Here is a 13,892-nt window from a genome sequence, read left to right on the forward strand (position 1 = left end):
GAATGACAAAGCTGTATAAATATTTTACACTTTTTGTATAAATATTTTACACGTTTAAAATAAGTATGTTTATAATATATTTTTACATCATTGATTATCAGGTGTTTAATTTTATGGCACGACTATAGAATAGAGTTTGGCACACATATAAGATATGAACTTAAAAAAATGCATAACTCTTTTTCTTTTCTCGTTGGTTTCAATTCAGATTCCTGCTCAAGAATTATGGTCTTTAGACGATTGTGTTTCCTATGCGTTGGAACATAACCTTTTACTAAACAATTTTAAGTATACTGCGGATTCTGGTAAAGAAACCTATAGACAGTCCGTTAGGAATTTGTTACCGTCTGTTAATGCATCAACCAGTTATAGTATAAATTATGGACGTGCAACTGACCCTAATACCAATGACATTGTAGATTCAGATTTCTTTTCGAATAATTATTCAATTGATGCATCCATGAATATTTTTCAGGGATTTCAAAGACTCAATTCTATTAAGGCATCCAAATTTCTATATAATGCTGCCATGGAAGATGTACAACAACAAAAATATCTATTGGGCTTTAGGGTTATGTCCGCTTATTTTGATATTAAGTTCTATGAGGGCCTAGTAGGTAATTCTATTGAACAGGTTGAAATTTCTCAAACCAATTACGATTTAGTTAAAAGACAAATTGAATTGGGCTTAAAAGCTGGTGCAGATTTGTATGAAGCCGAGGCAGCTTTGTTGGGGGATCAACTCTTGGTTACTCAAAATAGGAATCTATTGAACGGGGCGAAACTTACCTTGATGCAAGAAATGAATTTGGAGAATGTTGATGATATTCAACTAATGGATGATATGGATGCCACGATAGTGGAGGAGAAAAACGTTGATATAGATTCTGTATACAGTACTGCTAAAAACTTTATTCCTTTATTAAAGGGACAGGAATTACGAGCAAAGGCAGCAAAAAAGCAGTTGGCAGTGGCTAGAGGATTACTAGCACCTTCATTATCTATTTTTTCTGGTTATGGTACTGGGTATTATGAAACCAATATAGATTCTTTGGGAATTCTTATTCCTTTTAACAATCAAATCAAGGCCAATGCATCTAGATATATAGGTGCCTCATTAAATATTCCAATAAGTGATCGGTGGTCTGGCCGCTCTAGGGTAAAACAACAGAAAATTGCTTTGAACAGAGCTAACAATGCCGTAAAGATACAAGAGCAGGAACTTTTCAAATTGATTCAACAATTGGTACAGGAAAACAATGCACTTAAAAATGAGGTGAAGCAGAGTACCAAGAAAATGGAATCTCAAGAATTAGCATTTACCATAGCACAAAAAAAGTATGATAAGGGATTGATAAATGCATTGGAGCTTTTCCAAGCAAAAAATTTATTTGGAACTGCACAAAATGAAAATTTGCAGGCTAGATTACGTCTTAAAGTCAATGAGAAAACATTGGATTTTTACGGTGGTTTACCAGTTTTTAATATTAATTAGACAGATAATGGATATACAATTAGAAAAGAAAAAAGGACTACGCCCAAAGCACTACGGCTATATAGCTATAGGATTATTGCTCTTATTTGTAGCATGGAAAATGATTTTTGGTAGTTCTTTATCAACCTTTCGTACAGAAAAAGATAAACTTTCCATTGCAGAGGTTACACAAGGTAAATTTGATGATTACATTACAATTAATGGAAATGTAGCACCTATTACTACAATTTATATGGATGCGTATGAGGGCGGCCGTGTTACCGAAAAGCTGATTGAGGAAGGCGCTATGGTAAAAAAAGGAGATATTATTCTAAAATTAGAAAACACGAACCTATATGAACAGATTTTGGCCAGTGAAAGTAATTTGGCCCTTAAGCAAAATGACTTGCGTTCTACCAAGTTAACTTTTGATTCACGCCAAGTAGAAGGACGAAGGTCATTAGCAACCGCTAGTACAGATTTACAGCGTTTAAAAAGAAATTATGAACAGAACAAGGCTTTGTATGATGATGAATTAATATCAAAAGAGGAATATCAATTGTCCAAAGAAAACTATGAGCTTTCTCAAAAACAATATGACATTGTAAAACTGCAAACAGAGAATGATGATGAATTGCGAAAGACATCTTTAACTGGATTGGATGCGGATTTGTCCCGTATGCAGAAAACTTTAGGTATGGTTTATCAGCGACTGGACCATTTAAATGTTAGGGCTCCTGCGGATGGGCAACTAGGTTTTTTAGACGCTGAAATAGGTCAGAATATTTCTCAAGGGTTGCGCATTGGCCAAATTAATGTACTTACAGATTATAAGATTGAAGCCGATATAGATGAACATTACATAGATCGTGTAAAAAGGGATTTAGTTGCTTCTTTTGAACGTAACGGAACAGAATATCCATTGCGAGTTCGCAAGGTGTACCCAGAAGTTCGCAATGGAAGGTTTAGAGTAGACCTTGTTTTTACTGGTGATAAACCAGAGACTATAAGATCAGGTCAGAGTTATAATATTAAGTTACAACTTGGGGAGTCTAGTGATGCTCTTTTATTACCAAAAGGAAGTTTCTTCCAAAGTACAGGCGGTCAATGGATTTTTGTAGTGAATCCATCTGGTGGGGAAGCTTTAAAGCGGAACATAAGAATTGGTAAACAAAACTCAAGATATTATGAGTTGTTAGAGGGCTTGGAGCCTGGAGAACAGGTAATTACTAGCAACTATGACAATTTTGGAGAAGCGGAAAAAATAGTATTAAAATAAGTGTAACATCTAGTATAGTGAAGATGTCTTTAATAATAAACTAATCAATTGAAAAATGATAAAAATTGAAAATTTAAAGAAAAGTTTTAGGACCGAGGAAGTAGAAACCTTGGCATTGAACAATGTAAACTTAAAAGTTGAAGATGGTGAATTCGTAGCCATTATGGGGCCATCAGGTTGTGGTAAGTCCACCTTGCTTAACATTATCGGAATGTTGGACAACCCTACAGAAGGGAGTTACAATTTCGCTGGTCATGAAGTAGCCGGACTTAAAGAAAGTCAACGTACACAACTTAGAAAAGGAAATCTAGGGTTTGTATTCCAAAGCTTTAACTTAATTGATGAGCTAACGGTATATGAAAATGTAGAACTGCCTTTGATTTATTTAAAAATGAATAAAAGTGAGCGAAGGGAAAAGGTTATGAAGGTTTTGGAGCGCATGAAAATTGCACATAGAGAAAAACATTTTCCTCAGCAACTATCAGGTGGTCAACAGCAACGTGTAGCTATTTCCAGAGCTGTGGTTACCAATCCAAAATTAATTCTTGCAGATGAGCCAACGGGAAATTTGGATTCCAAAAATGGTATTGAGGTGATGAATCTTATGACAGAGCTAAATCAAGAGGGCACCACCATAGTAATGGTAACTCACTCAGACAGAGACTCTCACTACGCACATCGTGTAGTAAATCTTTTTGACGGACAAGTAGTAACGGAAAGTAAAAACAGGGAAATAGGAGCTATGATTTAAAAAAAATACAGGGAGTTTATTCATCAACATCAATCATTAAAAAACAAACATCATGAAAACATTCATTAATCACACACCAACAGAATCAAGAAGGTATACTTACTTCTCTAACTTTAGAAATAGTAAGAGGGTAAAATGGTCAGAAAGTAGAAATCACACACATTAGTTTTAATTCATCAATCATGATTAAAAACTATTTAAAAATCGCGTGGCGAAATCTTATAAAGAACAAAGGATACTCTGCCATAAACATTGGCGGGCTGGCTCTTGGTATGGCCGTAACGATTATCATTGGGCTTTGGGTCAATGACGAACTTACCTTTAATACCAACTTCAAGAACCACGAACGTATTGCCCAAGTGTTGATGAATAAGACCGATAACGGAGAGGTCCGTACTAGGTACAACCATCCGTATCCGTTGGCGAATGAATTGCGGAGTGTTTATGCTGCCGATTTCGATTATGCGGTCATGAGTTCATTTCCTGATAACAGTGTACTGTCCATTGAAGATAAAAACTTGAATAGATACGGTGCTTTTATGGAAAAAGATGCGCTTCGTATGTTTTCGTTAAATATGTTGAAGGGTAATCAAAATGCCCTCGACGACCCCAATTCCATCGTGATTTCAGAATCTACGGCCAGGGCGTTCTTTGGAGACAAAGATGCCATGGACAAAACCATTAAGCTCAATAACGATAAATATGTTACCGTAAAAGGTGTTTTTGAGGATTTGCCAAGCAATTCGAATGTTTTTGATGCCCTTCAAGCCTTTTCTGAACCTAAGGAACTTCAATTCATTGCAACATGGAGCCAGTATGTTGCCATGAACGAATGGGTAAAAACAGCACGTGATCGTAGTCTATGGGACAATAATTCCTATCTCTTGTTCACACAAATATCAGATGAAGTTACAATTCAGTCCGTGAGTGATAAAATTAAGAACACCCTTTATGACCACGTTCCTGATGTTACCAAACGCAGCAACCCCCAAATTTTTCTTCATCCCATGAAGGATTGGCATTTAAGATCTAGTTTTAAGAATGGGGTGTCGAATGGCGGGCTTGTGCAATATGTACGTATGTTCGGTATTATTGGAATTTTTGTACTGTTGTTGGCCAGCATCAATTTTATGAACTTGGCCACTGCTAGGGCGCAGAAACGTGCCAAGGAAGTAGGTATTCGGAAAACGGTAGGGTCTAACAAAAACCAATTGGTGGGTCAGTTTATGCTCGAATCATTGTTGGTAACCCTGTTAGCTTTTGTATTGGCTTGTATTTTCGTTGCAATTATTTTACCGTTGTTCAATCAGTTGGCCGACAAACAGATTGTCTTTCCGTTCATCAATCCAGTATTTTGGTCAATTGGTTTGGGTTTGGTGTTGGTTACGAGCATTTTGGCAGGCAGTTATCCTGCATTGTACCTTTCTTCCTTCCGTCCGATAAAAGTGTTGAAGGGAATGATTAAAACCGGGCAATCGGCAATGTCGTTCCGTAAAGTATTGGTTGTAATCCAGTTTACGGTTTCCATTATTCTGGTGGCGGGCACCTTGGTGGTCAATCAGCAGGTTCAACATTCCAAAGATCGCCCAATAGGCTATGATAAAAGCCAACTGATCATGGTTCCAAAAAGTACTGATGATTATGAAGGTAAATACAATGCACTTCGTGAAGCCTTGAAAAAAACAGGGGCAGTGACTGAAATTGCTGAATCGTCCAGTCCGTTGACCGAAGTTTGGAACAGTAATAGTGGCTACGAATGGGAAGGAAAAGATCCTGATTTTATAACCAATATGGTTACCTTTTATGTATCGCATGATTATGGAAAAACTGTGGATTGGAATTTGGCCGAAGGAAGGAATTTCTCAAGGGAATTTGCTTCGGACTCCACTGCTTATATCCTGAACGAGGCTGCCGTGAAGTATATGGGACTGCAAGACCCGATCGGAAAAACGATTCGGTGGCACGATGGGGAGCATAAGATTATAGGAGTGGTTAAGAACCTATTGACCGAATCACCCTTTGAGCCTGTAAAACAGGCCATTTATGCAATTAATTACAATCAAACGAACTGGATTAACCTGAAATTGGCCTCTGGGAAAGGCCTAACGGAATCACTTACCCAAATCGAAACGGTTTTTAATAGGTTTGCCCCAAGCGTTCCGTTCGAGTATCAATTTGTTGACGAGGCCTTCGGGAGCAAATTCAAAACCGAAGAACGTATGCGAAAGTTGTCGGGAATCTTTGCGGTTCTTGCCATTTTTATATGCTGTCTTGGATTGTTCGGACTGGCCACTTTTATGGCCGAACAGCGTACGAAAGAAATCGGGATTCGAAAAGTGCTCGGAGCTTCAATACTTAGTCTATTCAAAATGCTTTCAAAGGATTTTGTGATGTTAATATTGGTTTCTGGGCTAATAGCAGTACCTGTTGCCCAATATTTTATGGGGCAGTGGCTGCAAAATTATACTTATCGTATCGGAATTCCATGGTGGGTCTTTGGGGCTGCCATCTTAGGGGTTTTGTTGATAGCTCTTTTTACGGTTAGCTATCAAAGTATAAAGGCTGCAGTGGCCAACCCAGTAAAAAGTTTACGAACCGAATAAAATAGAATCATGATAAAGAACTATTTAAAAATCGCATGGCGAAATTTAATGAAGGATAAAACCTTTACTCTGCTTAATGTGATTGGTCTTTCGATTGCCTTTGGAGTAGTAATTCTATTATGTGCGGCTACGTTTTTTGATCTTTCTTATGACAGGTTCCATGAGAACGGAAATTCTATTTATGAGGTGTACAATACGCAACAAACACCAAACGGACCAAGGGCGGGCACAAGTCAAGCTGCACCCTTTGCTGCGTCCTTAAAAAATGAAGTACCCGGAATTGATAAAATTACACGCCATCTTCAAGATGAGGCCTTAACCATTTATGGCGAAAAAGAACTAAATCTTGATGCCATTTGGGTAGATGCAGATTTTTTTTCAATGTTTACCTTCCCAGTATTAAAAGGAAATATAAATAATCCGTTGCAGGACCAGACTTCAGTGGTAATTACGGAAGAAGCCGCCAATAGACTTTTTGGAAGTGGTGAAGTCGTAGGGCAAACTGTAAACATTTTAATCAATGGTAAAGAAGAACCTTTTACTATTGGCTCCGTATTAAAAAACATGCCTTCTCAAAGTTCGTTGGAGTTTGAAATGGCAATCCGCCATGAAAAGCATGGGGATTACGAAGAAAACAAAGAAAATTGGAATGCTCAATATCATTCTGTTTATGTACAGTTAATGGATGAGGTCTCAGCTGAAAAATTTGAAAAGAACACACATTCTTTTGTAAATCTTCATTATGAAGAATCTTTGGAAAGTTTAAAAAGAGATGGCGCGGTACCAGATTCCGATGGACTCTTCATGCAGCTAAAATTATTGTCATTAAAAGATGTCCATTTTACCAGTTTTAGAAAGGGTTATGCAAACGTTAGTAGGGCCGTTCCATATTTAATATTGGGAGTGGCTTTTCTTATTTTGTTTATAGCCTGTGTCAATTTTATTAATATGAGCATTGCAAAAAGCTCACAACGATTACGGGAAATAGGAATGCGTAAAACGTTAGGGGCACGAAAAAAGCAGTTGTTTTTTCAATTTTGGAGCGAGAGCCTATTTGTATTTGTGATTTCCATTGGTATTGGAGTTCTTCTAAGTGTATTGTTGTTGGATGAGTTTAAGACCATATTCCGTACAAATGTGTCCATAGATATGTTGACTTCTCCTATTGCCATTATTGGCTTTGTACTATTGGTCTTTGTAATAACTTTAATTGTGGGTGGTTATCCTGCTATTTTGTTAAGTCGCTTGGGAACCATTCAATCCTTAAAGGGTAAAATGGAAACCACGGGTAAAAATCGAGTTAGGAATGTCTTAATGGTCGTTCAATTCGGCATTGCTATTTTGTTGATCAGTGGTACGCTGGTTCTATGGGGGCAAGTACAATATATGAGGAATAAGAACCTGGGATTTAATAAGGAACAGGTACTTTCTTTTCCCCTAAATGGTAAAAAGAATAGTCATGAAGTCGTACAATTGCTAAAAGATGAATTTAATGGCAACCCGGATATTCTAGAGGTTACTGCTTCAGATAATAATTTAGGAAGGGGGAAAGATGGAAGCCAATCCACAAGTGCAATAGGATTTGAGTACAAAGGCCGAACAATGATGACCAATTTTTTGGTGGTTGACCATAATTACGTAAAAACCTTGGGAATACAAATGGTTGAGGGCAGGGATTTTAGATCTTCGGCTGATAGTTTGGGAGTTCTCATTAACGAGACAATGGCGCGCCAATTGGAAGAAGATGATGTGTTGTCGGTAAGTTTACCAATTAGCGGTGATATAGGTTCTCCCGTTTTAGGAGTAGTCAAGGACTATAATTTTCAGGATTTAGACAGACCTATTGGGCCTATTACTTTTGTAATAACCGAGGATTTACCACTATCGTATACCTATGTAAAAGTGGCACCTGTAAATATGGCAAATTCTTTTGAAGCCATAGAAAGAGGATGGAAAAAAATAGAACCTAATGCAGAGTTCTTGGGTTCATTTTTAGATGAAAACATAGACCGTACTTTCCGTAGGGAAAAAACAATGGCGACTATGATTACCAGCGGGTCCATTATTGCCATTGCCTTGAGCTGCATAGGGTTGTTCGCCATGTCGTTGTTAATTGTGGCACAGCGTACCAAGGAAATAGGAGTGAGAAAAGTGCTGGGAGCAACAGTAGGTTCAATAGCCGTATTGCTTACCAAAGATTTTCTCAAATTAATTCTAATCTCTTTTTTGATAGCATCACCCATTGCCTGGTGGGTTATGAACGAGTGGCTAAAGAATTATACCTATAAAATAGATTTGGGCATTTGGTTTTTTGTTGTTGCTGGTGCATTGGCAATTGTAATTGCCTTATTGACTGTAGGAACCAGAACTATTAAAGCAGCGGTTCAAAGTCCTGTAAAAAGTTTACGAACGGAATAATTCACCATAAAAACATCAATCAATCATGTTAAAAAATCATTTTAAAATAGCACTAAGAAATTTAATTCGAGGAAAAAGTCACACCTTAATTAATATTGGTGGATTGGCCGTAGGCATTGCGGTTTGTTTCATGATTTTTATTATTACTCAATTTGAATTAAGTTTTGATGATTATCATGAAAAGAAAGACCGTGTTTACCGTGTTTTAACGGAGTATCATCATGCCGAGCCTGAAGTTTTTACTGGAAGTGGGGTTCCATATGCCCTGCCTGAGGAATTAAAAAACTCTTTTCCTGAAATAGAAAAAGTGTCAACAATATATTCAAATGGAGACGATCAAATATTGGTATTGGACAATAACGGCAACCCAGTTAAAAAATTTAAAGAAGTCAATGGTGTTTTTTTAGCTGAACCAGCCTTGTTTGATATTTTGGATTATGAATGGTTAGCGGGTTCTGCAGCTTCTTTAACGGATTTAAATAACGTTGTTCTTACAAAAGAAACAGCGGAGAAATATTTTGGTAGTTGGGAGAATGCGGTCGGAAAAACTATTAAATGGAATAATAATGAAATTTTAACCGTAACAGGAATACTTCAAAATATACCAGCAAATACAGATTTGCAATTTAAAGCAGTAATAGCCTATGGTACGGGGTATACTTCGCAATTTCAAAATTCTGACAATTGGAATGGAACAAACGGGCGCTTTGGTTGTTATGTGTTATTGTCTCCAAATGTTTCCGAGAGTGATATAAATGCAAGGTTAAAAATATTATCTAAAGAAAAAAAGACAGGTGATAACAAGGACATACATCTTTTACAGGCATTGAACGAGATTCATTATGATGCCAGATCAGGAAATTATAGTGGTAAAACAATAAGTCATAAACTCATTACTATTCTTTGGATGATTGGTTTTTTTATTCTTTTAATAGCTGCCGTTAATTTCATCAACTTATCTACCGCACAAGCAGTAAATCGTTCTAAAGAAATTGGAGTGCGAAAGGCTATAGGAAGTACAAAAACACAATTAAAAATACAGTTTCTAGTAGAAACATTATTGATTGTCATAGCTTCAATCTGTTTAGCATTATTAATTTCACTTGTAGCGTTGCCGTTTTTAGGAAATTTACTTGATTTACCTTTAACAATTACTTCAACATTTAATTTAAAAACGTTGTTTCTGATTGCTACCTTATTAGTAGTCATTACGTTTTTGGCAGGCTTTTACCCTGCAATAGTACTTGCCAGATTTAATCCAATATCCGCATTAAAGAATCAAGGAAAAGTTGGTAAGAACAAGGGGATTACTTTACGACGGAGCCTAGTTATTTTTCAATTTACAATTGCACAAGTACTTGTTATTGGAACACTGATAATAGTAAAGCAAATGGATTACTTTACAAATCAATCGATGGGCTATAATAGGGAGGCAATTGTAAATGTATTGATACCTACCGATAGCGTTAGTATAGGTAAAATTGATTATTTGAGTAATACGCTGCTGTCTATAAATGGAATTCAGAACGTTAGTTTTAGTTCTAATACCCCTACGGAGTATAGAACAAATAATTGGACAAAGTTTTACTACGACAACGCTACAGAGTATTTTGACTTTTATTGCATTAGAAAAGGAATTGATGATAAATATTTAAAAACCTATGGACTTACCCTATTGGCTGGGAGAAATGTAAAAAAATATTCTGAAGTAGCAGAGGTTATTGTAAATGAAGACCTTATGAAAAACCTTGGAGTTACAGACCCGAATGAAATTTTAGGTAAAAGGGCAGATTTTAACAACGGTCAAATTAAAGGAGAAATAGTAGGAGTCATAAAAGATTATCACAGTAGTACATTCAAAGATGGAATGTCTGGAATAGCAATGGTAAATAGAAAAAGCTGGTTTGCTTTGGCCGGCATTAAATTAGAGACAAGAAATATTTCGAGCACAATAGCATCAGTAGAAAAAGCTTGGGATAATGTATTTCCAGACTATGCTTTTGAGTACCAATTTCTCGATGATAAAATAGCAAATTTTTATGCCGAGGAACAGAAGTTATCTCAAATGTATAAGCTGTTTGCTGCCATAGCTATTTTATTAAGTTGCCTAGGTCTTTATGGTTTGGCTTCATTTATGGTAAACCAACGAATTAAAGAAGCAGGAATTAGAAAAGTACTGGGTGCAACAATTGGCAATATTGTTTATCTATTTTCTAAAGAGTTTATCTTATTAATTGTAGTTGCATTTTGTATAGCTGCCCCAATTGCTTGGTATTATATGGGGCAATGGTTACAAGAATATACATATCATATAGACATGACCTGGGCGATTTTTGCAATAGGTGGTATAGGTGCATTGGTAATAGCCTTATCAACGGTAAGTTTTCAAGCCATTAAAGCGGCTAAGGCAAACCCAGTTAAAAGTTTACGAACGGAATAAAAATATTCAATTATGAAAAAATTAAGCTTAGTTATTTTACTGTTATCAATTTCAAATTATGGAATTGCACAGACAAAAGATGACATTATAGAAACCATTAAAGTTAGTGGTGTTGCTGAGGTATATTTTACCCATGAGGCAACAAAAGAGAAAATAAAAAAAGTTGTAAATGGAAAACCATCACCCGAAGTCATTGTTAGTTTTAAAGATGGTGTTTTGGAAATTGACACAAAAGGAGAGGCTAAAAAAGAAGTGGTTAAAGTATATGTTAGCAGCCTTCATCTAAAGAGTGTTGTAGTTGAGGATGCAGCTCAATTTCACTCAGAAAATGAAATTAAAGGGGATTCACTCTCAATAGTTGTAGATGATCATGGCGCAGCAGATATACAAGTAGACATTGCAGATTTAAATATGAGAATGAACGGGGGAGATTTAACGGTGCTCGGAAAAGTTGATAATTGGTTTGTTAAGAAAGGCAAAGACTATGACAGAGGAACACTCAATATTTCTGAGTTAAAAATTAAAAAGTATTAATATGATACGGAACTATTTTAAAATAGCATGGAGAAACGTAGCTAAAAGAAAGGGTTTTGCCTTTATTAATATTATAGGACTTGCATTAGGTTTTGCATGCAGTATTCTCATATTTATTTTTGTAGCTCATCATCTTCAATTTGATAATTTTCACGAAAACTCCGATAGAATTTATAGAGTAGTTACAGAAGAACATCGAGATGATGTTGATTATGAAGCAAGTGTACCTCCTGGTTTTGCTCATGCCTTTAGAACTGATTACGACTACGCAGAAAAGGTTGCTAAATTAGTAACTAGGCAGAATCAATTAATTACGATTAACCAGAACAATGATAACATAAAATTAAAGGAAGATGTAGCATATGCAGAAGAAGATTTTTTCAACATTTTTAATTTTCCTCTTGTAAATAATGGTTCTGTTTCACTTTCAGAACCTAACACTACTTTAATAACAGAAAGTGCAGCCAAAAGAATTTACGGGAATGAAAACCCTATAGGAAAAAGTTTTCAGTTAGAAGACGCTGAATTTATAACCATCACTGGAATCCTTAAAGACCTACCTAAAACTACTTTAATAGAAGCTGATTTTTTTATTTCTTATGTTACAATTAAAAAATATAATGAATTTTTAGGCAATGATAGCGGATGGGGTGGTATTAACTCTGCTTTACAATGTTTTGCACTATTACATCCAAATCAGAATATTAGCCAAATTGAAGAAGAAATACAAGGATTTGTAAAAAAGCATCGTCCAGATTCTAAAAATGTACATCATTACAAATTACAACCGCTCTCAGATATTCATTTTGATAAGAGGTATCAAGGTGGAATGGACGGAAATGTACTTTGGATATTTTCTTTAATAGGGCTTTTTTTATTAACCATTGCCAGTATTAATTTTATAAATATTTCAACTGCGCAATCGGTTTATAGGTCTAAAGAAGTGGGTGTTAGAAAGGTGTTAGGAGGTTTTAAAGGACAACTTTTTTGGCAGTTTATAACAGAGACTTTTATTATAACATTCCTATCTCTTTTATTAGGTATGGCTTTATGTGTACTAGCACTTCCATATTTTAATACTGTTTTTGGGTTAGAACTTTCTATATATGGGGTTTTAAGTTATTCATTTTTAGGTTTTGTACTGGCTCTTTTGTTTGGAGTGTCTTTATTGGCAGGGAGTTATCCTGGGGTAGTTTTAGCCAGAATTGCACCAATTTTAGCATTAAAACGTAAGCTCACCCAAAAAGATGCTGGTGGTTTTATGACCCGTAAGGTATTGGTGGTGGTACAGTTTGTAATTTCTATTGTTCTTATTATAGGAACTTTTGTAATCAATAAACAAATTAAGTATGCTCTAGATTCTGATTTAGGATATGATAAATCACAAGTAGTTATGTTAGAACTGCCAGGGGATGTAGACGTTATAAAACAAGAAGGTCTTAAAGATAGAATTGCTCAGTTTCCAGGAGTAGAAAAAATTACAGCTTGTTTTGCTTCGCCAGGTGCTGGTGATAGTCAGTGGGGAACAAGTGTTAAATACAACAATAAGGCAGAGGATGAGAATTTTTCAGTTCAAGTTAAGCTGGGCGATAAAGATTATTTAAACACTTTTGGTTTAAAATTATTGGCAGGAAGAAGTTTTTATGTGAAAGATTCTGTAGATGAAATTATCGTAAATGAAACTTTTGTAAAAAAACTAGGATTACAATCTCCAGATGAGGTCATAGGGAAACAAGTAGATATTTCTGGTGATTTTATTAGAGGCAATATTGTGGGGGTAATTGCCGATTTTCATGATTTAGATTTTCATGAAAATATCAATGCCATTTTTATTGCTCCAATGGCAGAAGGCTATAATGAGTTGGCCATAAAAATAAATATGAATAATAAAGAAGCAGTATTAAGTCATATAGAAAAGGAATGGACAGCTGCTTTCCCTAGCAAAATTTTTGAATATGATTTTCTAGATGACCGTGTTGCAGAAATGTATGAGACGGAGCAAAGGTTTCTTTCGTTAACAAAACTCTTTTCCGTATTGGCTATTTTTATTGGATGCTTGGGAATTTATGGACTCATATTATTTTTTGTAATTCAGAAAACTAAAGAAATTGGTATTCGTAAGGTATTGGGAAGTAATGTTTTAAATATTGTAACACTAGTGATGCAAGACTTTTTTAAACTCATTCTTATTGCAGGAGTTATCGCCTCACCCATTGCATGGTATTTTATGAGTGAATGGCTCAAAAGCTATACCTATAAAACGGAACTAAGTTGGTGGATATATGCAGTAGCTATAGGCGTGGTACTTGTTATCACTATAGTAACGGTAAGCTACCAAGCAATAAAGGCAGCCAAAGTTAACCCTGTAAAAAGTTTACGAACGGAATAAAAAG

The 13,892-nt window shown here is 35.7% G+C and carries 8 protein-coding genes; all 8 read left to right on the plus strand.

Features of this window, described 5'->3' with window-relative positions; all coding sequences use genetic code 11:
• The first annotated feature begins 154 nt into the window (after window positions 1–154).
• Entirely contained in the window at window positions 155–1,495 is a 1,341-nt protein-coding gene (locus tag AC000W_RS08320) for a TolC family protein (RefSeq protein WP_474747500.1), read from the plus strand.
• 7 nt (window positions 1,496–1,502) lie between these two features.
• On the plus strand, window positions 1,503–2,753 hold the full coding sequence (locus AC000W_RS08325) for an efflux RND transporter periplasmic adaptor subunit (RefSeq protein ID WP_474747501.1): 1,251 nt from the start codon (window positions 1,503–1,505) through the stop codon (window positions 2,751–2,753).
• 55 nt (window positions 2,754–2,808) lie between these two features.
• Window positions 2,809–3,504 (plus strand): ABC transporter ATP-binding protein, encoded by a 696-nt coding sequence (locus AC000W_RS08330; RefSeq protein ID WP_474747502.1) that lies wholly within the window; start codon window positions 2,809–2,811, stop codon window positions 3,502–3,504.
• Window positions 3,505–3,686: 182 nt separating this feature from the next.
• The gene (locus tag AC000W_RS08335) at window positions 3,687–6,107 is read left to right on the plus strand and encodes an ABC transporter permease (protein ID WP_474747504.1); all 2,421 of its coding nucleotides are present in this window, start codon (window positions 3,687–3,689) and stop codon (window positions 6,105–6,107) included.
• A 9-nt stretch (window positions 6,108–6,116) separates the two neighbouring features.
• A complete protein-coding gene (locus tag AC000W_RS08340) occupies window positions 6,117–8,525 on the plus strand; it encodes an FtsX-like permease family protein (RefSeq protein ID WP_474747505.1) in 2,409 nt (802 codons plus the stop codon).
• Between the two features lie 25 nt (window positions 8,526–8,550).
• Window positions 8,551–10,965, plus strand: coding sequence for an ABC transporter permease (locus tag AC000W_RS08345; RefSeq protein ID WP_474747506.1), 2,415 nt, complete (start codon window positions 8,551–8,553; stop codon window positions 10,963–10,965).
• A 12-nt stretch (window positions 10,966–10,977) separates the two neighbouring features.
• Complete coding sequence (locus AC000W_RS08350; RefSeq protein WP_474747508.1) at window positions 10,978–11,499, plus strand: GIN domain-containing protein; 522 nt, start codon at window positions 10,978–10,980, stop codon at window positions 11,497–11,499.
• A 1-nt stretch (window position 11,500) separates the two neighbouring features.
• A complete protein-coding gene (locus tag AC000W_RS08355) occupies window positions 11,501–13,888 on the plus strand; it encodes an ABC transporter permease (protein ID WP_474747509.1) in 2,388 nt (795 codons plus the stop codon).
• Window positions 13,889–13,892 lie beyond the last annotated feature (4 nt).

Source organism: Saonia sp., assembly GCF_056326165.1.